Source organism: Pararhizobium sp. P1_E7, assembly GCF_056405855.1.
Window position 1 is genome coordinate 1 of the sequence record NZ_JBFUBH010000052.1, and the last position, 25,572, is coordinate 25,572.

Annotated in this window: 25 protein-coding genes and 2 pseudogenes; 14 read left to right on the forward strand and 13 right to left on the reverse strand. The window is 57.9% G+C overall.

What is annotated here, in order from left to right:
* The 7 genes from AC1D17_RS23565 to AC1D17_RS23595 all read left to right on the forward strand — a co-directional run.
* On the forward strand, positions 1-231 hold a 231-nt coding region (locus AC1D17_RS23565), incomplete at its 5' end, for a phenylacetaldoxime dehydratase family protein (protein WP_477567730.1).
* Entirely contained in the window at positions 228-1,832 is a 1,605-nt protein-coding gene (locus AC1D17_RS23570) for an AMP-binding protein (protein ID WP_477567731.1), read from the forward strand. The genes AC1D17_RS23565 and AC1D17_RS23570, both read left to right, overlap by 4 nt.
* A gap of 1 nt (position 1,833) precedes the next feature.
* Positions 1,834-2,625, forward strand: a complete 792-nt coding sequence (locus tag AC1D17_RS23575) for an ABC transporter ATP-binding protein (RefSeq protein ID WP_477567732.1) — start codon at positions 1,834-1,836, stop codon at positions 2,623-2,625.
* A 55-nt stretch (positions 2,626-2,680) separates the two neighbouring features.
* Positions 2,681-3,577: a branched-chain amino acid ABC transporter permease gene (locus AC1D17_RS23580; RefSeq protein WP_477567733.1), complete on the forward strand. Its 897-nt coding sequence runs from the start codon at positions 2,681-2,683 to the stop codon at positions 3,575-3,577.
* 3 nt (positions 3,578-3,580) lie between these two features.
* Positions 3,581-4,429: a branched-chain amino acid ABC transporter permease gene (locus AC1D17_RS23585; protein WP_477567734.1), complete on the forward strand. Its 849-nt coding sequence runs from the start codon at positions 3,581-3,583 to the stop codon at positions 4,427-4,429.
* A 96-nt stretch (positions 4,430-4,525) separates the two neighbouring features.
* Entirely contained in the window at positions 4,526-6,052 is a 1,527-nt protein-coding gene (istA, locus tag AC1D17_RS23590) for an IS21 family transposase (protein ID WP_477567735.1), read from the forward strand.
* Positions 6,042-6,671, forward strand: coding sequence for an ATP-binding protein (locus tag AC1D17_RS23595; RefSeq protein ID WP_477567736.1), 630 nt, complete (start codon positions 6,042-6,044; stop codon positions 6,669-6,671). Before istA ends, AC1D17_RS23595 begins: the two co-directional genes overlap by 11 nt.
* A gap of 37 nt (positions 6,672-6,708) precedes the next feature.
* Here AC1D17_RS23595 and AC1D17_RS23600 read toward each other — a convergent pair whose 3' ends face one another.
* From AC1D17_RS23600 to AC1D17_RS23610, 3 genes are read right to left on the reverse strand one after another with little or no spacing between them, the layout of a single operon-like run.
* Entirely contained in the window at positions 6,709-7,536 is an 828-nt protein-coding gene (locus AC1D17_RS23600; RefSeq protein ID WP_477567737.1) for an ABC transporter ATP-binding protein, read from the reverse strand.
* A 15-nt stretch (positions 7,537-7,551) separates the two neighbouring features.
* A complete protein-coding gene (locus tag AC1D17_RS23605) occupies positions 7,552-8,553 on the reverse strand; it encodes an ABC transporter substrate-binding protein (RefSeq protein ID WP_477567738.1) in 1,002 nt (333 codons plus the stop codon).
* Between the two features lie 47 nt (positions 8,554-8,600).
* Entirely contained in the window at positions 8,601-9,683 is a 1,083-nt protein-coding gene (locus AC1D17_RS23610; protein WP_477567739.1) for a 4-oxalomesaconate tautomerase, read from the reverse strand.
* A gap of 109 nt (positions 9,684-9,792) precedes the next feature.
* Between AC1D17_RS23610 and AC1D17_RS23615 the strand changes: the two genes are divergently transcribed.
* The 3 genes from AC1D17_RS23615 (at position 9,793) to AC1D17_RS23625 (ending at position 11,605) form a co-directional block, all read left to right on the forward strand.
* Entirely contained in the window at positions 9,793-10,695 is a 903-nt protein-coding gene (locus AC1D17_RS23615) for a LysR family transcriptional regulator (protein ID WP_477567740.1), read from the forward strand.
* A 124-nt stretch (positions 10,696-10,819) separates the two neighbouring features.
* Complete coding sequence (locus tag AC1D17_RS23620) at positions 10,820-10,972, forward strand: hypothetical protein (RefSeq protein WP_477567741.1); 153 nt, start codon at positions 10,820-10,822, stop codon at positions 10,970-10,972.
* A gap of 381 nt (positions 10,973-11,353) precedes the next feature.
* Complete coding sequence (locus tag AC1D17_RS23625; protein ID WP_477567742.1) at positions 11,354-11,605, forward strand: ATP-binding protein; 252 nt, start codon at positions 11,354-11,356, stop codon at positions 11,603-11,605.
* A gap of 135 nt (positions 11,606-11,740) precedes the next feature.
* Here AC1D17_RS23625 and AC1D17_RS23630 read toward each other — a convergent pair whose 3' ends face one another.
* From AC1D17_RS23630 to AC1D17_RS23650, 5 genes are read right to left on the reverse strand one after another with little or no spacing between them, the layout of a single operon-like run.
* Positions 11,741-12,736: an ABC transporter ATP-binding protein gene (locus tag AC1D17_RS23630; RefSeq protein ID WP_477567743.1), complete on the reverse strand. Its 996-nt coding sequence runs from the start codon at positions 12,734-12,736 to the stop codon at positions 11,741-11,743.
* A 25-nt stretch (positions 12,737-12,761) separates the two neighbouring features.
* The gene (locus tag AC1D17_RS23635; RefSeq protein ID WP_112858187.1) at positions 12,762-13,592 is read right to left on the reverse strand and encodes a carbohydrate ABC transporter permease; all 831 of its coding nucleotides are present in this window, start codon (positions 13,590-13,592) and stop codon (positions 12,762-12,764) included.
* Complete coding sequence (locus tag AC1D17_RS23640; protein ID WP_477567744.1) at positions 13,592-14,512, reverse strand: carbohydrate ABC transporter permease; 921 nt, start codon at positions 14,510-14,512, stop codon at positions 13,592-13,594. The genes AC1D17_RS23635 and AC1D17_RS23640 overlap by 1 nt, the downstream gene beginning before the upstream one ends.
* Positions 14,513-14,568: 56 nt before the next feature.
* Positions 14,569-15,831, reverse strand: coding sequence for an extracellular solute-binding protein (locus AC1D17_RS23645; RefSeq protein WP_477567745.1), 1,263 nt, complete (start codon positions 15,829-15,831; stop codon positions 14,569-14,571).
* Positions 15,832-15,878: 47 nt separating this feature from the next.
* Positions 15,879-17,174: a glycoside hydrolase family 30 protein gene (locus AC1D17_RS23650; RefSeq protein ID WP_477567746.1), complete on the reverse strand. Its 1,296-nt coding sequence runs from the start codon at positions 17,172-17,174 to the stop codon at positions 15,879-15,881.
* 251 nt (positions 17,175-17,425) lie between these two features.
* On the opposite strand from AC1D17_RS23650, the gene AC1D17_RS23655 reads away from it, so the two are divergent.
* The 4 genes and pseudogenes from AC1D17_RS23655 to AC1D17_RS23670 all read left to right on the forward strand — a co-directional run.
* A complete protein-coding gene (locus AC1D17_RS23655; protein ID WP_477567747.1) occupies positions 17,426-18,592 on the forward strand; it encodes an ROK family protein in 1,167 nt (388 codons plus the stop codon).
* A 100-nt stretch (positions 18,593-18,692) separates the two neighbouring features.
* Positions 18,693-18,962, forward strand: a pseudogene (locus tag AC1D17_RS23660) (NAD(P)/FAD-dependent oxidoreductase); the annotation flags it as partial.
* A gap of 293 nt (positions 18,963-19,255) precedes the next feature.
* Positions 19,256-20,308, forward strand: a complete 1,053-nt coding sequence (locus tag AC1D17_RS23665) for an MCP four helix bundle domain-containing protein (protein WP_477567748.1) — start codon at positions 19,256-19,258, stop codon at positions 20,306-20,308.
* A 455-nt stretch (positions 20,309-20,763) separates the two neighbouring features.
* Positions 20,764-21,099, forward strand: a pseudogene (locus AC1D17_RS23670) (LysR substrate-binding domain-containing protein); the annotation flags it as partial.
* Between the two features lie 43 nt (positions 21,100-21,142).
* On the opposite strand, the gene AC1D17_RS23675 reads toward AC1D17_RS23670, so the two are convergent.
* The 5 genes from AC1D17_RS23675 to AC1D17_RS23695 all read right to left on the reverse strand — a co-directional run.
* Positions 21,143-21,544 carry a hypothetical protein gene (locus AC1D17_RS23675; protein WP_477567749.1) on the reverse strand — a complete coding sequence of 134 codons (402 nt, stop codon included), beginning with the start codon at positions 21,542-21,544 and terminating at the stop codon, positions 21,143-21,145.
* 333 nt (positions 21,545-21,877) lie between these two features.
* Positions 21,878-22,660 carry an ABC transporter permease gene (locus AC1D17_RS23680; protein ID WP_477567750.1) on the reverse strand — a complete coding sequence of 261 codons (783 nt, stop codon included), beginning with the start codon at positions 22,658-22,660 and terminating at the stop codon, positions 21,878-21,880.
* 3 nt (positions 22,661-22,663) lie between these two features.
* Positions 22,664-23,842, reverse strand: coding sequence for an ABC transporter permease (locus AC1D17_RS23685; RefSeq protein ID WP_477567751.1), 1,179 nt, complete (start codon positions 23,840-23,842; stop codon positions 22,664-22,666).
* Positions 23,839-24,918, reverse strand: coding sequence for an ABC transporter ATP-binding protein (locus AC1D17_RS23690; RefSeq protein ID WP_477567752.1), 1,080 nt, complete (start codon positions 24,916-24,918; stop codon positions 23,839-23,841). Before AC1D17_RS23690 ends, AC1D17_RS23685 begins: the two co-directional genes overlap by 4 nt.
* A 96-nt stretch (positions 24,919-25,014) precedes the next feature.
* The coding region (locus AC1D17_RS23695; protein WP_477567753.1) for an extracellular solute-binding protein at positions 25,015-25,572 on the reverse strand (558 nt) is incomplete at its 5' end.

The window sequence follows — 25,572 nt, forward strand, 5'->3', positions numbered from 1 at the left end:
GAAGACTGGTCCTCGACGCACGTCACCCACTTGATGATTTTTGCTCGTTGGCAGCAGATGTATCGGAAGTACGATCACAAGCTGGAGCTTCGTACCTGGCATGAAGTGGGCATCATTCGCAGCGAGAACGCTGGATTCATATACTTCAACTGCCATCCCGGAACAGGGCTGCTTCCATTTTTCTCAGTCGAAGAGTTCGGAGCGACCGAGCTTGAGCGGAGCATGGCATGAGCAAACTGGGGATGTTGAGGAAATTGTCAGCAGAACAGCCACACCCATTGTCTCCCCAGGCAGTGCACAAGAATTTCGCACAATTGACGCAGTCATCCTTAATTGAGTTCTTAAACAGAAACGCACGAGAACATCCGGACCGTGTTGGTTATAGAGCAAAAATAAGGGGCCTGTGGAAGGAGTGGAACTGGGCGCAGGCGAGGGATGAGGTAGGACTCGCGACGCAATTTCTTTCTCATGCCGGGGTTCGCGAGGGAGACAAAGTCTGCATATCTGGCGAAGCTGATCTTCGTCTCTATTGGTATCTGTTGGCACTACAGAAGGTTGGCGCAGTGGCAGTGATTGTCCACCCGAGTCTTCTGGAGGACGAGCTGGCCGAGGTGCATTCAAAGAGCTCGTTCAAATTTCTCATCGCGGGCAACGCGGATCTGGTTGACGCAGCAATTCGCATGCGTAACGGGGGAAGGCGGATCGACGCAATAATTTCCCTTTCGCCGGAAGTCGGGTTGCAGAAGGGTGTCTTCGTCGCGACGTCCCTGAAGCATCACACGGGTTCATCGCCTCGCGTGGATATCGATGCGTCGAATAGGCCGGCAGGCGTTGTGGAGCTGGCGGGATACGATGACGCTGGCGAACCTACAATGATCGCTTATGCGGACGACAATTTGCAAATTGCCGTAACCCGTCTCATCAATCAGACAGAAATGACGGCAGATGACGAACTGGTCAGCTTTTTACCGCTGGCATGGGAGGGCGAGTTTCTGCAGTTCGCAGCAGCGCTCTGCGTTGGCGCGAGAATAAGCGTGGTTGAGAGCACTACCACTGTTTTTCAGGATTTGAGGAATCTCTCTCCAAGTTTCATCCTGGCTCCGGCGTCGTTTTACCGAAGCTTTCTTGCCCATATCGAGGCGCGTATTCGAAGATCCACGCGTCTCGCAAACTGGATGCATGAAAAGGCAAAGGCAGAGCGACAGCAAAAACAATTGGGTGTCTTTCTCGATTATCTTTTTAGACGGCCGTTGCGAAGCGCTACGGGGGTTTCGCGAGTTCGCTTCCTTGGCTCGGCCCAAGGTTTTCTGCCGCGGGAAATGACAGAGCGCTATCGCGCTTTCGGAGTGGAGCTCCGAGACCTACGAACGCGAGAATTCGACGAGGAGAAATGGGATGCGAGTCAATCAGTTACCGATTTTGACGTCGCCCAAGCGCTAATACGTCATGGCCGGAGATTGCGCTCATCCCTCCTTGTTCGGCACCTGGTGTTCACGCAGACCTCTGCGGGCCGATGGGCGGTAGCAATCAATCCTGACCAAGAGTTCGTACGCGCCTGCTCTAGCGATGCCGGTGCGGAGTATGAGCAGCTTATTTCTCAAAGTGAAATCAAAGCAGCTTTCACCGATCTCGTTCGATCGACAAATCTCGCGGCAGCAGCCGATTCACCCTACGTTCTCCAGCTTGATGGCTTTTACTTGTTCAATCCGCCTCTCAGCGCTGTTGAGCGGAGCCTCACCAGAAATGGTGACGTTGTCTTTCGGACCATCTCTAACGTAAGCGGGAAGACTGGATCTTCATTGTGGGTTCCGCTTTCCGGAAGCGGAGCTTGATATGTCAAACACGTTAGTGCGAGCACCAATCATTGTAGGGGTTGATAATGTTAGTCTGCGTTTCGGTGGCGTGAAAGCCATTTCGGAAGTCAGTCTTGAGGTGTTCGAAACGCAAATTTACTCCATCATCGGCCCAAATGGAGCGGGAAAAACCTCTCTGCTGAACTGTATCAATGGTTTCTATCGCCCAACTCAAGGTTCGGTTCGTTTTGGCGCGAGCACTTCAGTAAACTTATCTGTCACAGCCGCCGCCAAACTCGGTCTCGCTCGGACGTTTCAAAACCTCGCTTTGTTCGATGGCCTCTCCACCGTCGAAAACCTGCTACTCGGTCGCAGTTTGAAAATGAAGACCGGTTTCCTTGAAGCGGCAATGTACTGGGGGCCGACGCGCTCTGAGGAGATGAGGCATCGCGCGTTTGTAGAAGATATCGTCCATTTCTTAAGGCTGGAGCCCCACCGTGACACGCCGGTTGGACAATTGTCCTACGGAATCCGGAAGCGAATTGAATTCGGAAGAGCACTCTGCGCAGAACCGCGTCTCATCCTGCTAGACGAACCGATGGCGGGGATGAACGACGACGAGAAGGCTGAGATGGCCGACTTCATCACAAATGTGAACAAGTCACAGAAGATCACGTTCGTCCTAATCGAACACGACGTCGGCATCATCATGAAGTTGTCGGACCGGATAGCGGTGCTCGATCACGGCGTGAAGATTGCTGAAGGCACTCCGACAGAGATCACGACCAATGAGAAAGTCATCGAAGCATACCTCGGTAAAGAGGCGGCTTGATGAGCGCAGCACTGCACTTGATTGGCCTGAATTCACCAGACACGGATGGCTTCAAATGACCTTCTCGGATTTTCAATTCTTTCTCGAAGTGCTTATAAGCGGCCTGCTGACCGGGGTTCTCTACTCCCTTATCGCAATCGGTTTCGTGCTGATTTACAAGGCGTCGGGCCTATTCAATTTCGCACAGGGCGCGATGGTGCTTTTTGCGGCAGCGACCTTGGCGGGGTTTCACAGCTTTGGGCTCGGCCTCGTAGCCTCCGCATTCCTTACACTCGTCGTCATGGTCGCTCTCGCATTCAGCGTAGAATTCGTGATACTGCGCCGCATTGTGAACCAGCCGCCGATAAGCCTCTTCATGGCTACGATAGGCCTTTCTTACGTTCTTCTCGGGTTGAGCCAGCTACTCTGGGGATCCGAAGTCCGTGTGCTCGATATCGGTTTTCCAGACGGACAGTTCATCATCGGAGACATCTTTATCGAGCAATTCGAGCTGTCTGTGGCAGTGATATGCGGTTTGCTGGTCGCGGGCCTGGCGCTTTTTTTTCAGAGGACGTCGATCGGTCTTTCACTTCGAGCCGTGGCTGATGACAATCAAGCGGCAATCTCGGTCGGTGTTTCGATCCATAAAGTCTGGATCATTGTCTGGAGCGTAGCCGGAATTGTCTCGCTCATCACCGGTATCGTATGGGCCGCGAAGCTCGGCGTACAGCCAGCCCTGAACATGATCGCGATGAAGGCGATGCCTGTCATAGTGCTCGGAGGTTTGACCTCCATTCCCGGTGCGATTGTCGGTGGTCTCATCATCGGAGGGAGTGAGAAGCTTTTCGAAGTGTATCTGGGCAGTATGGTCGGAGGCGCGACCGAAAGTTGGTTCCCCTATGTCATCGCCATCCTTGTGCTTCTTGTCCGACCGGCGGGCTTATTTGGAACGCGTGAACTGCGAAGGATTTAAACGATGTTTTATAGAGAAGCCGGGCGGCTTATCACCAGCTATAGCGCGCAGAGCGCCATCATCAAACGCCCTGAAGATCGAGTGATTGCTGGTATTCTGGCTGGCGCCGCCGTGCTCTTGCTGCCACAGGTCGCCAGTCCATATATGTTGACCGCGCTCGTTGTTCCATTTCTGATTCTTAGCATTGCGGCGATCGGACTGAACATCCTCATGGGATACGCGGGGCAAGCATCACTTGGTTCGGGTGCCTTCATGGCAATTGGCGCCTATGTTAGCTACAAATGCGCCACTAATCTGCCGATGCTTCCTATTGTGGTCGATTTCCTAATCGGCGGCGCGGTTGCCGCTTTGGTTGGGATACTCTTCGGCTTGCCAAGCCTCCGGCTTAAAGCGTTCTATCTCGCTATAGCGACCCTCGCGATCCAGTTCTTCGTTGAGTGGCTGTTCTCAAAGGTCGCCTGGTTCTGGAACTATCACCCATCCGGGGTCGTCTCAACGCCAAAGATTTCGGTGATGGGCGTCGCAATCGACACGCCAGTCCGCAACTACTACTTCGTGCTGGCCGTCGTGGCAGTTATGACCTTGATCGCGATTAACCTGACGCGAAGCCACATCGGTCGGCGCTGGATGGCAATACGTGACCATGAGACCGCCGCAGAAATCATGGGACTATCGATCGCTCACACAAAGCTTTCCGCCTTCGCAATTAGTGCGTTCTACTGTGGTGTCGCCGGCGCCCTCTGGGCATTCGTGTTTCTCGGCTCCCTCGGGGTTGCATCCTACTCCGTCGATACCTCGTTCAAGATCATGTTCATGATCGTTATAGGGGGCATGGGTGTTGATTTCCACTGAGAGCTGACCCGGCGCAGCCAGATATTTCCATTGAGAATTGACCCATGTTTCAACCGTCCCCTGCGTGGTTTCAGCGGGGGCTCTGGAGTGATCGACATGGCGTTACTGAGCGTGATCCGGCGCTGGCATTTTCGAGAGCGTCTATCAATCCGGGAGATTTGCCGCAGGACCGGCTTATCCCGGAATACCATCCGCAAATATCTGCGTGCCGGCGACGTGGAGCCGAAGTTCAACGTCCCGGAGCGGCCGAGCAAGCTCGATCCTTTTGCGGATCGGTTATCGGCCTGGCTAAAGACGGAATCCAAGAAGGGCCGCAAGCAGAAGCGGACGATGAAGCAGTTGCATGCTGATCTTGTGAGCCTCGGCTACGAAGGGTCCTACAATCGCGTGGCGGCATTTGCTCGGGAATGGCGCGATGATCGACAGCGGGAATTGCAGACGACCGGCCGTGGCACCTTCGTTCCACTGGCGTTTGAACCCGGCGAAGCCTTCCAGTTCGACTGGTCGGAAGATTGGGCGATCATCGGCAATGAGCGCACCAAGCTCCAGGTCGCTCACACGAAGCTAAGCTACTCCAGGGCCTTCATCGTCCGGGCCTATCTCCTGCAGACGCACGAGATGCTGTTTGACGCCCACAATCATGCCTTCCGTGTCTTCGGTGGCATTCCCGGTCGCGGCATCTACGACAACATGCGCACGGCGATCGACAAGGTCGGCCGTGGCAAAGAACGCGACGTCAACGTCCGCTTCATGGCGATGGCCAGCCATTACGTGTTCGAGCCCGAGTTCTGCAATCCGGCATCCGGCTGGGAGAAGGGACAGGTCGAGAAGAATGTGCAGGATGCGCGCCACCGGTTCTTTCAACCCGTCCCGCACTTTCCATCGCTGGAAGCATTGAACGATTGGTTGGAACAGCGTTGCAAAGAGTTTTGGGCAAAGACACCACACGGTCAGATGCGTGGCACCATTGCGGACATCTGGGTTGAGGAGACGCCGGCTCTCATGCCGGTTTCCAGACCGTTCGACGGGTTCGTCGAGTATACGAAGCGGGTCACGCCCACCTGCCTCGTGCATCTCGAGCGCAACCGCTACAGCGTTCCAGCCTCCTTCGCCAATCGTCCGGTGAGCCTTCGGGTCTATCCGGAGCGTGTCGTCGTCGCCGCGGAAGGTCAGATCGTCTGTGAGCACCGCCGCGTCATCGATCGTTCCCATGATCGGCCGGGGCAGACCATCTACGATTGGCGGCATTATCTGGCGGTCGTGCAGCGCAAACCGGGCGCTCTTCGCAACGGTGCTCCATTCATCGAGCTTCCCGAAGCCTTCCGGACGTTGCAGCAATACCTGCTCAAAAAGCCCGGCGGTGACCGCGAGATGGTTGATATCCTGGCCCTTGTCCTCCAGCACGACGAACAAGCGGTGCTATTGGCCGTCGATATGGCGCTGAAGTCCGGCGTCCCGACGAAGACGCACGTGCTGAACCTGCTGCATCGCCTCGTTGACGGCAAAACCTTCACGCCGCCGACCCTCGACGCACCTCAGGCCCTGACACTCACCAATGAGCCCAAGGCCAATGTCGAACGATACGATACCTTGAGAAAGACGGAGGTTCGCCATGCGTCATAACCCGGCAAGCGGCGCGATCGTTATCATGCTGCGACAGTTGAAGATGCATGGCATGGCCCATGCCGTCGGTGATTTGACCGAGCAGGGATCGCCGGCGTTCGAGGCTGCCATTCCGATCTTGTCCCAGCTTCTCAAGGCGGAGACCGCGGAGCGCGAAGTCCGATCAACGGCTTATCAGCTCAAAACCGCACGCTTCCCGGCCTACCGTGATCTGAATGGCTTTGACTTCGCCAGTAGCGAGATCAACGAGGCGCTCGTGCAGCAGCTTCATCGCTGCGACTTCCTCGACGACGCCAACAACCATCTCGTCATTCTCGACGAGCTTGGTTACCTGCCGTTCAGCGCTTCAGGCGGCGCACTGCTCTTCCACCTGCTGAGCAAGCTCTACGAGCACACCAGCGTCATCATCACGACCAACCTGAGCTTCAGCGAATGGGCCAGCGTGTTCGGCGACGCCAAGATGACGACCGCGCTGCTCGACCGGCTTACCCACCACTGCCACATCCTGGAAACGGGAAACGACAGCTTCCGCTTCAAGAACAGCTCAGCGCATGAGCCCAAAACCGCAAAGGAAAAACGCAGGAACTTGACCACCACGACCAACACGAACGATACCTAAGGCGGGTCACTTCTCGGTGGAAATGCCGGGTCAGCTCTCAGTGGAAATCAACACTTTTCTCCACTTCGCCGCGCAGGGAAGCCCAGATATTGCGATACAGATCCATAAAGCGTGGATCGAGTTTGATCTCTGCCACATCCCGTGGCCGCTCGAGATCGACCGGGAAACTTTCGATGACCCGCGAACGAGGGCCGGCGGCCAGAATGGCGACGCGGTCTCCAAGCGCGATGGCCTCTTCGAGGTCGTGCGTGATCATGACCACGGCGCGACGTTCTTCCTGCCAAAGGCGTAGCAATTCATTCTGCATGAGATGCCGCGTGTGGATGTCGAGCGCCGAGAAGGGCTCGTCCATCAGGATCACCTTCGGACCGGCAATGAGGGCCTGCGCCATCTGGACACGTTTACGCTGGCCGCCGGAGAGTTGGTGCGGATAGCGGTGTTCGAAGCCCTTCAGCCCGACCTTGGCAAGCCAGCTCATCGAACGCTCGCGGCGCTCAGTGGCTCCAACACCTCTGAACATCAGGCCGAGCTCGACATTCTCGATGGATGTCTTCCACGGAAGCAGCGCGTCCTGCTGGAAGAGATAGCCGATGTCGTTCTGGACGCTCTTTACCGGCGTGCCGTCGATCGTCACCGTTCCGCTCGCGGGTTTCAGAAGACCTGCGATCGCGTTCAAAATGGTGCTCTTGCCGCAACCGGTCGGGCCGACGATGGCGAGAAACTCGCCATCGGCAACCGTGAGGTTGACGTCCTGCACCGCGACATATGAACCAAACGACATTGTCACGGCGTCGATCGATACCATCGACTTTGCGTGTTGCTGTCCCGTCGGGATAGGCATGGGGTTTACGACAGCCAAAGACATGGCCTCCTCCTAGGATCAGTTGGTTGTCTTATCCGTTACCTTGTCCACGAAAGCGTTCGTGTAGGTTTTGGAAAGATCGATTGTTGCGGCAGCAACCTTTTCATTGAAGCTCTTCAGAACGGCCAACGGCGTCTGCGTGTCGGTCTCGCTGAATTTGCCATCCACCGAGAAAATCGGTTTGGCATTCTGGACGGCCTTCACATAGGTGTCCCGGTCGCCCGAAATAAATTCTTTCGGCAGTTTTTCGACGATCTCCTCAGCGCTATGTGTGTTCATCCAGGCCAGTGCCTTGACGGTCGCGTTCGTGACCTTCTGGATGGTTTCCGGGTTCTCATCGATATAGGCTTGGGTCGCATAGAGAACGGAGGTCGGATAAATTCCGCCATAGATTTCCTTGGCACCCTCGTCGCTGCGGGCGTCGATCAAAATCTTGCCGACACCCTTGGCTTCAATAAAGGTCGCCGCGGGATCGTAGTTGACCAGAAGATCGACTTTTCCCTGCTCTAGCGCCGCGACTGCGGCCGCGCCGGATCCGACGCCGATCAGCGAGATGTCGTCGGCCGAAAGWTTGTTGCGCTGCAGGTAGTAGCGCACGAAGAAGTCGGAAGATGATCCCGGTGCGGTGATGCCGATCTTCGCGCCCTTGATCGTTTCCGGTTTGGTCGGATCAAAGGATGAGTTTTTCCCGCCGGCCAGAACCAGGCCAGAATTGCGCGCAAGCTGGACAAAGCCGACGACCGCCTTGTTCTGCGACTGCATCTGGATCGTATGATCGTAGAAGCCGACAGCAATATCCGTGGAGCCGGCAACAAGCGCCTGCAGCGTCTTGGAGCCGCCAGATGCGAAGTTTTCGACGGTCACGTCGAGGCCTTCCTTCTCGTACAGACCTAGGCCAGCTGCAACCGGGAAGGGCAGGTTGTTGAGGTTATAGGACCCGACGCTGATGCGGACGGGTTCCGCAAAAGCCGAACCGGCGAATGCGACCGTTGCCGCAAGGGCGAGTATGAGTTTACGCATGTGTATTCCTCCCTGATGCGTGGCGCCCTCCCGGCAACCACTTCCGATTATGCAGCGCAAACCACTTGCGCGATAGGTTTTGCAAAGACCCGGCCCTCGAAGAGGCGTCGGGCCGTCCGCAGGATTCCGGCAACTGTCTTGCCGTCGCGGGTATCCAGTTTTACTTCCAAACGACCGCTTGGATGTTCGAGAACGAGGACGACCGGCGGCTTGCGATTGCCGATCAGTTGCGCAGCGACGGTTCCGTCGCTGATGCAGGCCGTGGCAATCCCAACCGCGCCGGTTGTTGCAAGAGACGGGTGGCACTGGTGCGGCATGAAATAGCGCACCCGGAGATCGCTGCCCTTGTTGGGCCTGGAGATCAGTACCGGCTTTGGCGTCACCTGATTGCCGACATCGCCCATGCCCATGCGCCGGCCTGCCTCGAGCCGCAAGGTTTCGAGCCGCTGCAGCAATGCGCCGTTGGCATTGAGTTCGGCAGCCGATTCATTGCCCGTCACACCGAGGGCGGCGGCCTCGAGCAGCATCATCGGCATCGCGCAATCGATGCAGGTCACATCGATGCCATCGATCCTGTCGCACGGGTTACCGGTGGGAAAAAGCTTGCCCGTGCGTGCCCCGGCCGCGTCCATGAAGGTCAGCGCGATCGGTGCCGCGTTGCCGGGCACGCCGTCGATCGAGGCATCTCCCATATAGGCAACGCGGCCATCAGGGGTCGGAACCTCCGCTTCGATTAGTTTGCCGGTATTGACGTTGTGAATGCGCACGCGGGTTACGCCCGTCGCCGCCTTGACCAGGCCGGCCTCGATCGCGAACGGCCCGACGGCCGCCAGCATATTTCCACAGTTGGGCGAGGTATCCACGAACTGTTGATCGATGCGGACCTGGGCGAACAGATAATCCACATCCGCATCGGACACGGTTGCCGGGCCGACGATGGCAACCTTGCTGGTGACGGCGTTGCCACCGCCGATACCGTCAATCTGCAGGGGATGACCAGACCCCATGACCGAAAGCAGGATCTGATCGCGTTGACGCTCATCCGACGGAAGATCGGATGCGAGAAAGAACGGTCCTTTTGAGGTGCCGCCTCGCATCAAAACACAGGGAATGGAAATCAGGTCGTTCATTGTTGTGTCCGCATACTGATGTGATTTAAATATCAATCAGCTTCTTTGTTGCAGTAAGCGGCAAAACGATTGATATGTGAAATGCGAATATCAGAAGGAATGATGCGTTATGAGCATTAATTGCGAGATACTGGATCTGCGCGCGTTTCTATCGGTCGTCGAACTGGAAAACTTCCACCGCTCTGCCGAAGCGCTTAATCTGTCACAGCCGGCCCTCAGCCGTCGAATTCAGAAGCTCGAGTTGGCAATCGGGGCGCCTTTGCTCGAGCGCACCACGCGCCATGTCTCGACAACCGCCCTTGGCGCGGAGCTGATCCCGTTGGTGCGACGAATGCTTGAGGAGTTCGACACGTCGCTGTTTGCGGTGCGCGATGTAGGATCTCAGCGCAGCGGCCTTGTGACGATCGCATGCCTGCCAACGGCTGCTTTTTATTTTTTACCGACCGTCATTAAGCAATTCAGCGCCGAGTATCCGAACATTCGTTTTCGCATTCTCGATCTGCCGGCCACCGATGGACTGCAGGCAGTCGCCCGTGGGGAAGTCGAGTTCGGCATCAATATCATGGGCTTTTCAGATCCCGACCTCATCTTCGAGAGGCTCATCGAAGATCCCTTCGTCCTGGCGGCACGCAAGGATCATCCGCTGGCGGCAAAGAGTGAGCTCGAATGGGGTGATCTGGCGCCCTATCAACTGATCACAGTTCACCGGTCGAGCGGCAACCGTACGCTTCTTGACGCCGCGTTGGCGAAATCCAACCTGAAACTGCGCTGGTCCTATGAAGTCACGCATCTCTCGACGTCGCTTGGTTTGGTGGAAGCCGGGCTTGGAATTTCGGTTCTGCCGAAACTCGCCACACCACAGGAAGAGCACCCGTTTCTCGTCACGAGGCCTATTCGCAATCCCGAAATCTCACGAACGATCGGCATCGTGCGTCGTCGCGGTGGGACGCTTTCACCCGCAGCCGAGCGCTTCATGACAATGTTGATAGGAACCTGGGCCGAAGGAAACTGAGCACCTAAAGAGCTGCCGAGATAGGCATCTCAGCTACTTTTCAGTCAAATGTTCTCTTTTTCCGCGACCAGAACGCCTTGAATAAACCGTTGGACATGAAGCGCCACTGCTCGGGATCTTCCCAATGCGGGTTGTGGCCGAAACCATCCAACAGGATGGTTTTCGCATCCTGCAACGCAGCGGCAAGAGCGCGACGATGATCCGCATCGACTGGGATAACGGAACGCTGACCGGCGCATCGGAATCGCGCAAGGACGGCATTGCACTTGGCTATTGATCGTATGGAGTCTTGCGAGAGTGACGGTAGCGGGGCCACTGCCCGCCCCAGTTTAGACCGACGCTTCCCGGCATTTGATATAGACGTTATAGGCGTCGCTCGATTCCGGCCGGAGCGGAGCCACGCATTATACCGTCGGGACTGTGAGGATACGACTGCGCACGTTGTTGACTATGTTGAGCACGGGACCAATGGATAGTCGCCGTAAGCGTCCGGTCGGGACGTTCCGCATCTCACGACCTGAAGTCTCGGTAAGAAGCGCCGATGCTTCTCGCGCCGCGATTGCTACTATTACGGAAAAAGTAACGGCCCGAGCCTGGTCCGTCCTGACACCACATTAGGCTGTGGGAAAAACGCATTGGTTAGAGGCGTTAGCTCACGGTGCTCCACCCGTGCCTTTTGGCAGGCCGCGTAATCTACATACCATTGCTCTTCGAGCTGATCTCGCAACGCTACGAACGGGGTGCCACCCTCATCACAAGCAATCTGCCGTTTGACGAATGGACGGAAACCTTAGGCTCCGAGCGTCTGACCGGGGCTCTGCTTCGACCGCATCACCCACCACGTCACATCCTCGAGATGAACGGCGACAGCTACCGTCTCGCCCAAAGCCGCGCCCGAAAGGCCGGCTGAAACCCTCTCAAAAAATCGCCGCGCACGCACGAGACCCCCCGTTCGGGCTACGCCCTCCCCGAGGTCTCATGCGTTCGCCACAAGTGGCCGACTATTCCTCCGGCGCGTGGCCTGGTCTTGCTCCGCCGTTGACAGTCAGTGAATCCGTTGCCCGCTTTCATCAAAGCGGTGAAGATGTTCTTGCAGGAATTGAAACTGCAGCACTTCCCCCGGTTTCATCTTGTGGTCGCCATTAATCCGGATGATCAGTTCCCCAAGTTCGGAGTCGATGTAAGCGATCGTCTCGTTGCCGAGATGTTCGGCAAAGCGCAGCCGGCCCTTCCAGGCACCACGCTCGCCTAGCTCAATATGTTCGGGCCGGACACCAATCGTCTTCGCTCTCTCTTTTGCGGCAGCCTCGCCGGTAATCAGGTTCATCCGGGGGGAACCGATGAAGCCTGCAACGAAAAGTGTTTGCGGGCGGTTGTAGAGTTCCATCGGCGCACCGACCTGCTCGATTCTTCCGGCATTCATCACAACGATCTGATCAGCAAGCGTCATCGCCTCGACCTGATCGTGGGTCACGTAAATCATCGTCGATTTCAACCGCTCATGCAGATCCGCGAGTTCGACTCGCATCTGGTTGCGCAGAGCCGCGTCAAGATTGGAAAGGGGTTCGTCGAACAGGAAAACGTCAGGGTTGCGGACAATTGAACGTCCGATCGCAACGCGCTGTCTCTGACCGCCGGAGAGGGCTGCCGGCTTGCGCTTGAGAAGGGGCTTTAGATGCAGGATCTCGGCCGCTGCATCGACGCGTTTCTGCCGTTCCTCCGGTGGTGTCTTCGAAAGCCGGAGGCCGAAGTCGATATTCTGCTCGACCGTCATATGGGGGAAAAGCGCGTAGGATTGGAAGACCATCGAGATGCCGCGCTTGGACGGCTCCTCACGGGTGACATCCCTGCCACCGATCGAAATCTTGCCACGGCTTGGCTCCTCAAGACCTGCCACCATGCGCAACAAAGTCGACTTTCCGCAGCCGGAGGGGCCAACAAGCACCGTGAAAGAGCCGTCCGGAACCGAAAGCGTCAAATCGGGGATCGTCTCGACTGCTCCGAAGGTCTTGTTGATGTTGCTAAGTTCTACATTTGCCATGTCCTAGTCCTCCCAAAATTAAGTTTCAGCCCTTGACTGCGCCGCCCGTCAGGCCGGCAACGATGTATTTCTGCGCGGCGACGAAAAAGACGACGGCCGGCAGGATGGTGAGTGTGATGAATGCGAGAACCCTGTTCCATTCGACGAGGAATTCTCCACGGAACTGCATCATGCCGAGCGGCCAGGTGAACAGGTCGCGCGAGTTGATCACCACGAGCGGCAGCAGGAAGTTGTTCCAGCTTTGAACGAAGGCAAAGACGCCGACGGTGGCAAGGATCGGTGTCGAAAGGGGCAGGGTGAAGCGCCAGAAGAAGCGGATATAGCCGCAACCTTCAACATAGGCCGCTTCGAAGAGCTCCTTGGGCAACTGCTCGAAGAATGTCTTGAAGAGCAGGATGGAGAGCGACAGGCCAAACGCCGTCTGCGGCAGGATCACCGCCCAGTAGCTGTCGAGAAGGCCGAAGTCCCGCACCTTGATGAAGAGCGGAAGGATTGCCGTCGCGAACGGAAACACGAGGCCGGCCAAGAGGTAAGACATCATCATCCTGGAGCCGAAGAAACGGATTTGCGCAAACACGTAAGCGGCTGCGGCCGCAACGATCAGCGTCAGGACGACCGTGGAAAGCGAGATGATCAGCGAATTGCCGAGATATTTCCAGAAGCCGGGATCGTTGAGCAGTGCCGAATAGAATTCGGTGTTCCAGTGTGAAGGAAGGCCGAAGGGACTGGCTAGCAGTTCGCCATTCGTTTTGAAGCCGCCGAACACGGCGACCGTCAAAGGGCCGAGTACGAACGTTACGACAATCAGCAGGATCGCCAGACGCGCGAGCTGTGGAACCAAGCGAGCGTAGGTCATCACTTGCTCCTCCTGTTGGTTTGATATTGATAAAAGATCGAGACCCCGACGGCGGCAACGAAGAGCAAGACGCCGACAGCGCTACCGAAACCGATCCGGTTGCGGGTTAGGCCGAAGCTGTAGAGATAGGTGACGATGGTGTGTGTCGAATTGGACGGCCCGCCATTGGTCAACGGAATGACGACGTCGAAGAGTTGCAGCGACCCGACGACGGCGAAAAAGGCGGAGACGCCGATTGCCGCCCCGATCAACGGCACCTGGACAAAGCGGACGACTTCCCAGCGCTTTGCACCTTCGAGTCTTGCAGCGTCCAGAAGTTCCTTCGGAACGCTTTGCAAGGCAGCCACGAAAATCATCATGTGAAAGCCGAAATATTTCCACACCACCACGAGCGTGATAGCGAGAAAGGCCCAGTTGCGATCGGCGAGAATGAATACGGGGTCCATCGCGAGTGACTTGAAAACGGCGCTTGCGACGCCGGAATTGCCGTCGAAGACGAAGCTCCAGATCAATCCGGAGGCGATTTCCGCCAGGATGTAGGGCAGGAAGAAGACCAACCGGAACAAGGTGTTCGCGGGCGTCTTCTCGTAGATCATCAGCGCAAGGCCGAGTGCGAGCGGCAGCTGGATGAACAGCGAAACGGCGAGCACGATCAGGGTGTTGCGAACGGACTGCCAGAAGATGCCGTGATTGAGAACCTGACGGAAATTGTCGAGCCCGACGAAATCGGTCGGTGTGCCGTATCCGTTCCATTTGAACAGGCTGTAGTACGCCGCATCGAACAGCGGCAAGGCGACGAACAAGGTGAACAGTAACAAGGCTGGTGGCAGCATGAGAAGGACTGCCTGGCCTTTGCTGGACATGAGATCGGCGATTATCGAACGGGACTTCCGGTTGTGTATGTTTGCTGCGTTGGTCATGGCTTCGCTCCACTGGATGGGGCCGGCAGGTCAAACCTGCCGGCGAGATGCGAATTTCAACGAACGGACCACGCATCCTGAACGGTTTTCGCGGCTTCTTCCGGGGTTGCCGCACCCTGGGCAATGTCTGCTGCGGCATCGTTGACTGTCGCCCCAACGTCCGACCCCAACGCCTGATCGAGGAAGATCTGGTGGAAGCTGGACGCGACCAGGGCGGCCGACATCTGCTTGAAGAAGGGATTGCTCATCCGGTCATCCGCACCCTTGGTTACGGGAATGAAGAGACCTTCAGCACCGGCTTCTGCCTGGTTTTCTTTGCTTGAGAGGTATTTCAGGAATTCGACCGCTTCGGGCTTCGCACCGGCGACCACGGCAAACCCATTGATGCCGCCGAAGGTATCGGTTGCCTGCCCGGCACCGCCGGCGACCACCGGGAACCGGACAGTCGCCATCTTTTCGTCAGGAATACCCTTGCCTGTGGCGGAATTCTGCTTGGCTGTGCCGTAATCCCAGTCACCCATCAGGTGGAAGATGCCCTTGCCGTCGCCGAACATGCCGGTCGCCTGCTCGAAGGTCGCGTCCATGAAGCCCGGCTGGAAGGGTTCGAGATCGAGAAGTGCCTTGAAGTCCTCTCCCGCTTTAATGAACGGTGCTGACGCAAAACCATCGCCTTCTCCGGCAGTGGCCGCAGCCAGTCCGTCCTTGCCCGCCTCGCGCACCATCAGGTAGCCGTAGTAGAAGTGCAGCGGCCACTTGTCCTTACCCCCGGCGAGGATCGGCGTAACGCCGGCTTCCTTCGCCTTTTTGACCCCCGCGAGGAAGTCGTCCCAGGTCTTGATGGCGCTCAGATCGATGCCAGCCTTGTTGGCGAGGTCCGTATTGGTCCAGAACACAACCTCATTGGCGTTGGTGGGTATGCCATAGACCTTGCCATCAACGGTGAACGCAGCAAGGCTTGCCGCCGACAGACTGTCCGCCCATTCCGGCGACATCACCGCAGTGATATCCTGCAAGACACCGGCTTCCGCCTGCTGCGCCAGCACGCCACCTGCCCAGCTGTAGATCAAGTCGGGCTTCGCGTCGGATTGCAGAAGCGTGCTCAGCTTTTGCTTGTAGGCTTCGTTGGCGAGGTATTCGAACGCGATGTCGACGCCGGTATGCGTCTTCTCGAATTCACTGACAACCCGGTCGTAATAGGCCTTTTCGTTGGCCGGTACTTCCGGACGCAGAATGTTGACGGTCGTCTGCGCCAGCGCGGTGGACGCAGAAAGCGACAGAAAAAGCGCGGTATTCCTGAGCATGCGTATTGAAAGGTTCATGTACTTCCTCCTCAAGCAGGGCAGACGGGGATCGTCCACCAGAACAGTCAAAAACGGATTGTGTTGATCGAGCGCGCGGGCAGGGTGAACGTTGCCGCCTCCTCTCCAAGAGATAGGGGGACGTTGCGAGGCGCATCGCTTGGATTCTGGATGACGAAGATGGTCGTGCCGTCAAGATTGCGGAAGGCAAGCGCGTTTGCCGCCATCGGCCCCACGGTGGCAAGTACCTTGGCGCCCGGACGAACGAAGGCGCTGAAGTGCTTCATCACGTAGAATTCGGGGTTGTAGATCACGGCCAGGTTTTCAGGATCGATGGTGATCATCGAGTTCTGCTGCCAGCCCCAGGTACTCTCGCCCTGCGGCTCAAGAACCATGTTCCAGTAGACATAGGCTTCAGTGCCGTTTGAAACATAGTGCTGGATCAGGTCGAAGACGTGGTGAGCATGGTCCCATGTATTGGCCCCATCGCCGCATTCGTTCTCGGTCTGAATGATCGGCAGGTCCGGAAATGCCTGGCGCGTCCGCTGGACGGCATGTTTTCCGGCCCATTGAAATCCGGCCCCGGTGATGTAGGCCGCCGCCTCGGCATCAGAGAAGATCGTGCCGGCCCAGGCGTTGAAGTCACCTCGTTCGATCGTACCCGCCCAGATTTCCGTCTTCAGGCCAGCTGCCGAGAATGCCGGTCCGAGATCATCGCGGATGAAGTCGCGCATCTTGGCTCCGGTCCAGATACAGGACGGGAACTTCTGGTCGGAATTCGGTTCATTCTGGACATGTACGGCGTCGATCGGAATGCCAATGTCGCTGTAAGCCTGGACGAAACGGACGAAATAGTCGGCATAGGCCTTACGGTATTCCGGCTGCCAGACAAGCGTGCCGTAATTGTAAGCCTGCGGGAATTTCATCCAGGTCGGCGGGCTCCAGGGCGAGGCAAAGAGGGTCAATTCTTCGCCCCGCATTTCCCTGGCCGCCTCGATAAACGGGATCAGATATTGATGGTCGCGTTCGATGGAGAAATCAGCCATGGCGAAGTCGCCGGTCGTTTCGTTGTGGCTGTACCAGATTTCCGAATAGTCGTTCGCGCCGATCGGCAAGCGGCAGTAGTTGAATGCACAGGCGTCCTTGGAGAAAAGGTCCGCGAGGATGGTTTGGCGCGCATTGTCGTCGACAAGCTGGAGTGCCTTCCAGCCCAGCTCGTTGAAGCAACCACCAAAGCCTTTGAAATTCTCAAGGATGGGCGTGCCAGTGGTCAACGCCGGACCGCGCATGGCACTGAGTGGCTGGTCGATTGACTTGGCGACCCATTGCTCTGCCGGAGATGTTGAAATCCAAGAAATCGTCATTGTCTCGTTCCACCTTGAGCGCGCAGAAATCCATGGCGTGCGAAAGGGATCGCACACCACATCCGGCGCATACGTGCCTGAATATGTTAGTGTCTGCGGGTGGGCCCGCGGTTTGCTGGAAGACCGTCTGGACTCCTCCCAGACGCCAATCGGCTGTGCTACAGCAACAGGAGATTGATCCTCGCGAGCCTTATAATTCAGGGTGGGGATTATAGCAAGACTTTTTTCACTTAATGAAATAAGGTGGGCGCATGGCACGTAAAGTCGATCAAGGCACCGCAAAAGCACTCAACCGGAGGCTGGCCCTCAATCTCCTGCGCCGGGAAGGGGGCTTGAGCCGCGGGGAGCTGGCCGCAAAGACCGGCCTTAGCAATGCCGCAATAACGGGACTGGTCTCCGAGTTGATCGAGGAGGGGTTTCTGAAAGAGGGTGAGAGTACCCAAAGCACGGGCGGGCGCAAACCGGTGCTGGTCGAGCTCGACTACGCTGCACGATATTCGATCGGCCTCAAGCTGATGTCTGACCGCCTCGAAGCGGTGCTTACGGATCTTTCCACAGAGACGCTGGCCGCCACGGTGGTCGCACTGTCAAACGTGGAGCCTGAAACCGTGGCGGAAGCATCAAGGCAGGCGGTCCAACAACTGATCCCAGACAGCGACCTGCGCAGTGAAAAGCTGATCGGCGTGGGGCTTGCAATGCCCGGATTGATAGACGTCGAGCATGGAGTCTGTCGGGTCTCCCACCGGTTCGGCTGGCACAACGTTGCGATTGCCTCCCTCCTTGCCGAGCAGGTTCATGTTCCTGTTTGGGTGGATAACGATGTCAATGCATTCGCCATCGCCCAGCAACTGTTCGGCGCTGCACGCAGGCGTTCTTCGGCGCTCGTGCTGATTATCGGCACGGGCGTTGGGTCGGCGCTGATTTTCCATGGGCAAATCCATCGCGGCGCGCGCTTTGCCGCCGGTGAAATTGGTTTTGCCGTCGATGGCGGTGGGATAAACCCGGACGCATTTTCGAACTGGGGCCATCGGTTTGCGGAACCTGCCATCGAAAGGCAGTGGTTGGAACTGTGTGCCACGAGCGCGAGGCAGAAACCGGTCAGATTGCAGGAAGCAGCCGAAGCCGGGGATCGGCAGGCGGTCGAGCTCCTGGGGTCTATCGGTCGCGACATCGGCATCCGCCTCGTCGGCATGATTGATCTGGTCGACCCGGAAGTGGTCATTGTTGGCGGGGAAGCCATTCGGTTTGGCAAGGCTCTGATTGATCCGATGATCGAGGCCGTCAAGCAATACAGCTTTGAAGTGCCGCCGCCGATCGAGATCGACTGGGAGAACAACATCTGGTCGCGTGGCGCTTCCGCCCTTGCGATCCAGAAATTCTTCGATTTCGAAAGTGCAGACGGGGTGGAGCTGAGTTAAAACTCATCAATTTTCTGGCGCCCGTCGTCGCCATCTAGCGTGGCTAATCGTTCAGATCCAGTAAACCAAGGGTTCGAGGAATGGCGGGCTCGACATCACACCGCAGGGAATGGGGATAGCGGTAGAGCGCGCATGGGGAGGGCTCATCGATACCTCACCTGATCTTGTCCCGGTGATTTCAAGAGTGGAGACACTGCCCGGCTATGTAATTGCTGCAGGCTTCAGCGGGCACGGTTTTGCTATCGGGCCGGGGGCTGGCCGGCTGGTGAGCGAGATCGTCCTCAATGAAACTCCGATGACGGACATCTCACCCTACAGACCCAGTCGATTCAACGATGGCTCAGCGATCAGACGTCCGGAAATGATGTAGGTGAGAACCTCATGAGATTAGTTAGCGAAGTCAGGCACTAAAGCGGACCTGGGGCGGAGGTCGGTTTTCGATTAAATCTATAAAAATGTCGTCTCTTGGATATCAATGTCGTAAATTGAATGGCAAACTAAATGAAAAGAAAGATTCTGACTTCATATTAGATATACCTTTTAGAGTCTTAAAAAGTTGGTGCCGAAATGTATTCCGCACCTCCGGCACCCCCAAGCAGAATGATTTTGCCTTGCGTGCTCTTGCTTGTTCCGCCGGACTACGGTCCAGCGATGGGAGGATTCATGTCTCGTCCGAAAATCAAAACCGCACTCGTAGGAATGCTGATCGCAATCAGCGTAATCTTTGGTGGCTTTGCGTTTTACTCGGTAAATCGCCTGGAAGTCGTCAATACATACGTCAGCGATCTGGCAACTAACTGGATGCCGAGCCTTGCCTTGGCGAAGAATATGAGCGCCGACCTGACCACTCTGCGCGTTGTATACCGTGACCACCTCCTGTCCGTTGATGACGCGGGCAGGGAGCGTGCGGAGGCGAGAATAAAGCAGACTGGCCAGTCCTTTCTGGTGCATTTGGGAGCCCTCGAAACGAACGGCACGAGCAAGAGCCAAGTTAACATCACCAACCAGATCCGGGCGGACGTGCAGAACTACGACGCTGTCGGCGCGCGCGTCGTCACCGCCTCCCGTATGGGCAAGACCGACGAAGCCAAGCAAATTCTCTGGTCGGAATTGGCGCCTCAGGCCGACAAGATCGTCAAGCAGGTAAGCACTCTTTTGGAAATCGCCGAAGCCGGGGCGAAGGAAACCTATTCGAACAGCAAAACCGTCTATCACACCGCTCTGGTCATGACGTTGATCGTCATCGGCTTGTGTGCGGTGGCGATCGGCGGTTCGATCTGGTTTGCCGTGACGGGCATTGCCAGGCCGATCCAGACAATTACCGCTTCCATGAAGACGCTGGCAGAAGGTGGTTCAAATTCCGCAATTCCCTACGACGGACGCGCCGACGAAATCGGTGAGATGGCCGCCGCTGTCGAAGTGTTTCGGGCGAACGCTGTCGCCAATCTGCGCCTCGAGCAGGAAGCTGACACGCAGCGGAACCAGACTGAACAGGAACGGCGCAAGGTCGCCGAGGTCGAGCGGATAAAGGCTGAAGCTATGGCTCAGGCAACATCTGGTTTGGCCAACGGTTTGAAGCATCTTGCCAGCGGCGACCTCACTTTCCAGCTCTCTGAACCTTTCGCCGCCGACTTTGAAAGCCTTCGATCCGATTTCAACGCGGCGGTCGGACAGCTTGCCGAAACGCTGGGCGCGGTCGCTCAATCGACGGGTTAGCTATTCAGCGGGCATCATCGTCCAGGAGAGCGGCATGATCTGTTTCCTCGACCTCGAGCAAACATTTACAGATGACGATTCAAGCACGTTCTTGGGCGCGTAATCCAAAGTGTTTGCGGAGCCGTCGGTTCGAATGCCTTATGCGGAAGGGACCGGACCACAATTGAGAAACGCGACCAGCTCGGATTGATAGCCTGCTTAAACCTCTACCAGGCAGACCGGTGGCGTCAGGCCGAATTCGGAGCAGGGTCCACCGGATTCGCGCGTTCATCGTCGGCTACGCCCCATAGTTGCCTCTGCGTTCCGTCACTGGCACCGAGCCGTGTGAGCATGACAGAAGATTTTGGTACACTCGGGGAGCGCGGTCGGTCGACTTTCTTTACGCAGTAGTCAGCGGAATTCCCGGCAAGGCAATAACCGCCTCGATTTCGACTTTCGCGCCTTTCGGTAAGGCCTTGGCGCCCTATCAACTGATCGCAGTTCACCGGTCGAGCGGCAACAGTACGCTTCTTGACGCCGCGTTGGCGAAATCGAACTTGAAACTGCGTTGGTCCTATGAAGTCACACATCTTTCAACATCGCTTGGTTTGGTGGAAGCCGGGCTTGGAATTTCGGTTCTGCCGAAACTCGCTACACCGCAGGAAGAACACCCGTTCCTCGTCACGAGACCGATTCGCAATCCTGAAATCTCGCGAACGATAGGCATTGTGCGCCGTCGCGGTGGGACGCTTTCGCCCGCAGCCGAGCGCTTCATGACAATGTTGATTGGGACGTGGGCCGAAGGAAACTGAGCAACTGAAAAGCTACCGGGATGGTAACGCGACTACCTTTCAGTCAAATGTTCTCTTTTTTCCGCGACCAGAACGCCTTGAAGAAACGTTCGACATGAAGCGCCACCTGCTCGAGATATTGCCAATGCGGGTTGTGGCCGAAACCATCCAACAGGATGGTTTCGCATCCTGCAACGCAGCAAGGGTGCGACGATGGTCTGCATCGAAGAGGGCATCCTCGCTGCCGGCAAGGCACAGGACCGGCACGGAAATCCGGATTGCCGTCCGCGTCAGGTAAAGCCGCGAAAATGCGCCAAGGATGCCCTCTCGACGGGTTCGCCGCCGGCTCGTGGCTCAGGAGATCGAGAAACGATCGGTCGACGGGATGCGGACCGGCGTGCCAGTGATCGAAGAAGGAATCGGCCGGATTGATCGGAACTCTGAGTCCCAGAATCCCTTCCGACACGGGATTGTCCCTCGAAAAGGCCGGCCATAGCGTGCCGGTGACAGGACGATTGCCCCGACCGTCTCCGGCATCGGGTTACGTGTGATTAAGCACGGAACTGCCATCCAATCACCAAGCCTTCGGCAGCGAACAGATCTATGAGCCGCCCCCCTGTTAATTCTCGGCTCAGTTTGACCCATTTTTCCATTTCGCCGTGATCCACTTGGGCCAAATAAAAGTTGTTCGCAGACAATTCGCTACATCAGATTTGGTGGGCTAACGCGAAATGAAAAAAATGGGTTACATCCTGCTGAACTCAACAATCAGGTGCTTGCGGACGCCTGAAAGCGCGTCCTAGCGCCGTTTCGCCAGCATGGACCGGGACAACACGACAACGAGGCCGATGATGATCGTCGCGGCGATGAAGAGGAAGGCGGCGGCTGCAATCGCCGGGCTGATGTTCTCTCGGATGCTGGAGAACATTTGCCGCGCCAGCGTGCGCTGGTTGGGGCCGGCGACGAAGAGCGTCAGCACGACCTCGTCGAGCGAGGTGGCGAAGGCGAGCACCGCACCGGACGCCACGCCCGGCATGGCGAGCGGCAATGTCACGCGCCGGAAGACCGTCGTCGGGGACGCGCCGAGGCTCTGGGCTGCGAGTTCCACGCGCTCGTCGATTCCGGCAAGCGCCCCGGTGACGCTCACAACCACGAAGGGCACGGCAACCACCGTGTGAGCAATGATCACGCCGGTATAGCTGTTCGTCAGGCCGAAGCCTGCCAGCAGTACCTGCATGCCGACGCCGAGCACCACAGCCGGAAGCACCATCGGCAGCAGGAAGAGCGTGCGTATCGTGCCGCGGAAGAAGATGAGGCGATTGCGAAGCCCCAGCGACGCGGCGGTGCCGAGCACGGTCGCAAGCAGTGTTGTGCCCGTACCGATGATCAGGCTGTTAACGATCGCCCGCCGCCAGGCATCCGCGAAGAACAGTTCCTCGAACCAGCGCAGCGACCAGGAGGGGATCGGATAGGTGAGTATAACGCTCGAGGTGAAGGCGAGCGGCAGGATCGCGACGAGGGGGGCGACGAGGAAGAGGATCGTGAGCGACGCGAAGGCGAACTTGGTGAGCTTCATCGGCATGGCCTAGGGCCTCCCCGGTTCTTCGGCAGAGAGCCGCGCATAGACGCTGTAGAGAAGCAATGTCGCGACGAGCAGCACGACGCCAAGCGCGCCGGCCATGCCCCAGTTTGCAGAGCCCGTGGCGTAGAAGGCGATGATCGAAGAGATCATCTGGTCGGCCGGACCGCCGATCAGCGCCGGCGTGATGTAGTAGCCGATGGCCGAGATGAAGACGAGCAGGCTGCCGGATGCGACGCCGCGCAGACTGAGCGGCAGGAGCACGCGCAGGAAGGCGCGGAGCGGATGGGCGCCGAGGGATGCCGCCGCCAGCATCAGGTTCTTCGGTATGGTGATGAGCACGGAATAGATCGGCAGCACCATAAAGGGCAGCAGCACATGGGTCATAGCGATGATGACGCCGGTACGGTTGAAGATCAGCGGCAACGGCGCGTCGATAATGCCAATCCAACGCAGGAGATCGTTGATGAGACCCTGCTCCTGCAGAAGGATGAACCAAGCGGCCGTGCGCACCAGAAGCGAGGTCCAGAGCGGCAGCAGGACGGCGGCCAGCATCAGGTCGCGTTTCCAGCCGTCGAGCGAGGCGGCGATCATCGCATAGGGAAAGCCAATGCAGGCGCAGAAGAAAGTGACGAGCGCGGCGATCCAAAAGGTGCGCACGAGGATGACGCGGTTGACGGACTGGTCGGCCGGCAGGTGCTCGATATCGCCGGCGGCATTGCGGCCGAGATCGACGGCGGCGAGCAGGTTGCGGTCGGTCAGCGGCGAGAGCGCATCGGCGATCGCCAGCCAGAATTCCGGTTTCTCCCAGCGCTTGTCGATGGAAACGAGGTCGGCGGGCGGGTTCGCCGTGTCACCGAGTGCGCTCGTCGTTTTCGACATCAGCGTGCGGAAGCCGGAGCGGGCGCTGTTGAGGCGGCGCACCATGTCGCCCAGCGCCTGATCGTCATCGACAGCCGTCAGGTCTTCCATCAGCGCGGTCTGCATGGGCATGGTCGGCGGCGACTTGCGGTCCCAGACCGGCAGCACCACCGCGGTGCGCGGCAAAAGGCGCAGCACAGCCGTATCCGACACCGACTGCGACATCATGCTGAACAGCGGCCAGACGAAGAAGCCGATGAGGAAGACGAGCAGCGGCGCCAGCAGAATGAGCGACCGAGCGGTTCGGGAAGCACCTGCACTCATGGCGCAATGACCCGGCAATCACCCGCCGAAAAGGCCGCATACACCTTAGTGCCCGGCGGGAACTCTCGCGACCGTCGGCCGAGCTTGGCGATCAGCGGATGGACCGCGTTCTGCAATTGCACACGCAGGTGATCGCCCTGGTAGACAGAGTCCGTAACCTCCGTTTCCAGGCAATTGCGGGCATCGCCGCGGATCTCCGTGAGATCGACGCGCTCGGGGCGGATGGAAAGATAGACCGTCTGCCCCGGCGCCACCGGGCCGGAAACGGCCGAAACGATTTGAGCACCGGAGGTCAGCCGCACATTGGCTTCCGCGCCCTCTACCGCCTCGACGACGCCCTCGACCAGATTGGTCTCGCCGATGAACTCCGCAACGAAGCGCGTCGCCGGTTCGTCATAGACCTGCCGCGGCGTCCCGATCTGTTCGATCTTGCCCTTGTTGAAGACGGCGACGCGGTCCGACATGGTCAGGGCCTCGGACTGGTCATGCGTGACAAAGACGATGGTGAGGCCGAGACGGCGGTGCAGGTCGCGGATGTCGAGCTGCATCTGCTCGCGCAACTGCTTGTCGAGCGCGCCGAGCGGTTCGTCCATCAGCACCACACGCGGCTCGAAGACCAGAGCGCGGGACAGCGCCACGCGCTGCTGCTGGCCGCCGGACAGTTGAGACGGCCGGCGCTCGGCAAGCGCTGAAAGCTGTACCATGTCGAGAGCGCGCGCGACGCGCATTTCAATCTCCGCCTTGCCAATGCCCCGCATCTGGAGCGGAAAGGCGACGTTCTCGCCGACCGACATGTGCGGAAACAGCGCATAGCTCTGGAACACGACGCCCATGTCTCGCTTGTGGGTCGGCACGTCGTTGATGGCGATGCCATCCAGGATAATATTGCCCGAAGTGACCTGCTCGAAGCCGGCAAGCATCATGAGCAGCGTCGTCTTGCCGGAGCCAGAGGGACCAAGCAGGCTGACGAATTCACCCTTGCTGATGCCAAGGTCGAGTTTTTCGACCACGCAGAGCGGGCCGTAGAATTTGGTGATACGGTCAAATCGAATGAATTCGGCCACGGAAGACTCCATCGCTTGAGGCGGAGGACACGTTCTCCGGAAAACCCGCGAGAACGCAGCCGGCCAGACGGGAAGGGCACCTGATAGGCGCCCTTCCTTGAGGATGTTCTACTGGGCCAGCCAGGCATTGAAGCGCTGCGTCAACGTTTCCGCATTGTCGATCCAGAAATCAACATTGAGTGAAATCGAGTCCGTCATGTTCGCTGCATCGGTTGGCAGGTCCTTGGCGAATTCCGCTGGAACTTGCGCCGCAGCTTCCTTGTTCGGCAGGCCGTAGGCCACGAATTCGGGAAGCTTCGCCTGGTTCTCGGGCAGGCTTGCGAAGGCGATGAAGTCCTGTGCCGCGTCCTTGTTCTCGGCGTCTTTCAGCACTACCCAGCTGTCGACGGCGTAGATGCTGCCCGGAAAGACGACCTTGAAGTTCTTGCCTTCCGACCGGTTGATGCCGGTGATGCGGCCGTTATAGGCCGATGCCATCGCCACTTCGCCGGAGGCGAGGAATTGCAGCGGCTGTGCGCCCGATTCCCACCAGACGATGTTCGGCTTTAGCTCGTCGAGCTTCTTGAAGGCGCGCGCGACGCCTTCTTCKGTCGCCAGCACATCATAGAGCTCGTCCTTCGAAACGCCATCGGCGAGCAGTGCGAATTCCAGCGTGTATTTTGGACC

Bases quoted from the DNA above. Each gene is read 5' to 3' on its own strand.
- AC1D17_RS23595 (WP_477567736.1), top strand. From the start codon at position 6,042: ATGCGTCATAACCCGGCAAGCGGCGCGATCGTTATCATGCTGCGACAG.
- AC1D17_RS23680 (WP_477567750.1), bottom strand. From the start codon at position 22,660: ATGCCGATGAAGCTCACCAAGTTCGCCTTCGCGTCGCTCACGATCCTC.
- AC1D17_RS23630 (WP_477567743.1), bottom strand. From the start codon at position 12,736: ATGGCAAATGTAGAACTTAGCAACATCAACAAGACCTTCGGAGCAGTC.
- AC1D17_RS23690 (WP_477567752.1), bottom strand. From the start codon at position 24,918: ATGGAGTCTTCCGTGGCCGAATTCATTCGATTTGACCGTATCACCAAA.
- AC1D17_RS23655 (WP_477567747.1), top strand. From the start codon at position 17,426: ATGGCACGTAAAGTCGATCAAGGCACCGCAAAAGCACTCAACCGGAGG.
- AC1D17_RS23610 (WP_477567739.1), bottom strand. From the start codon at position 9,683: ATGAACGACCTGATTTCCATTCCCTGTGTTTTGATGCGAGGCGGCACC.
- AC1D17_RS23580 (WP_477567733.1), top strand. From the start codon at position 2,681: ATGACCTTCTCGGATTTTCAATTCTTTCTCGAAGTGCTTATAAGCGGC.
- AC1D17_RS23645 (WP_477567745.1), bottom strand. From the start codon at position 15,831: ATGAACCTTTCAATACGCATGCTCAGGAATACCGCGCTTTTTCTGTCG.
- AC1D17_RS23650 (WP_477567746.1), bottom strand. From the start codon at position 17,174: ATGACGATTTCTTGGATTTCAACATCTCCGGCAGAGCAATGGGTCGCC.
- AC1D17_RS23575 (WP_477567732.1), top strand. From the start codon at position 1,834: ATGTCAAACACGTTAGTGCGAGCACCAATCATTGTAGGGGTTGATAAT.
- AC1D17_RS23685 (WP_477567751.1), bottom strand. From the start codon at position 23,842: ATGAGTGCAGGTGCTTCCCGAACCGCTCGGTCGCTCATTCTGCTGGCG.
- istA (WP_477567735.1), top strand. From the start codon at position 4,526: ATGGCGTTACTGAGCGTGATCCGGCGCTGGCATTTTCGAGAGCGTCTA.
- AC1D17_RS23615 (WP_477567740.1), top strand. From the start codon at position 9,793: ATGAGCATTAATTGCGAGATACTGGATCTGCGCGCGTTTCTATCGGTC.
- AC1D17_RS23635 (WP_112858187.1), bottom strand. From the start codon at position 13,592: ATGACCTACGCTCGCTTGGTTCCACAGCTCGCGCGTCTGGCGATCCTG.
- AC1D17_RS23570 (WP_477567731.1), top strand. From the start codon at position 228: ATGAGCAAACTGGGGATGTTGAGGAAATTGTCAGCAGAACAGCCACAC.
- AC1D17_RS23585 (WP_477567734.1), top strand. From the start codon at position 3,581: ATGTTTTATAGAGAAGCCGGGCGGCTTATCACCAGCTATAGCGCGCAG.
- AC1D17_RS23640 (WP_477567744.1), bottom strand. From the start codon at position 14,512: ATGACCAACGCAGCAAACATACACAACCGGAAGTCCCGTTCGATAATC.
- AC1D17_RS23665 (WP_477567748.1), top strand. From the start codon at position 19,256: ATGTCTCGTCCGAAAATCAAAACCGCACTCGTAGGAATGCTGATCGCA.
- AC1D17_RS23620 (WP_477567741.1), top strand. From the start codon at position 10,820: ATGCGGGTTGTGGCCGAAACCATCCAACAGGATGGTTTTCGCATCCTG.
- AC1D17_RS23600 (WP_477567737.1), bottom strand. From the start codon at position 7,536: ATGTCTTTGGCTGTCGTAAACCCCATGCCTATCCCGACGGGACAGCAA.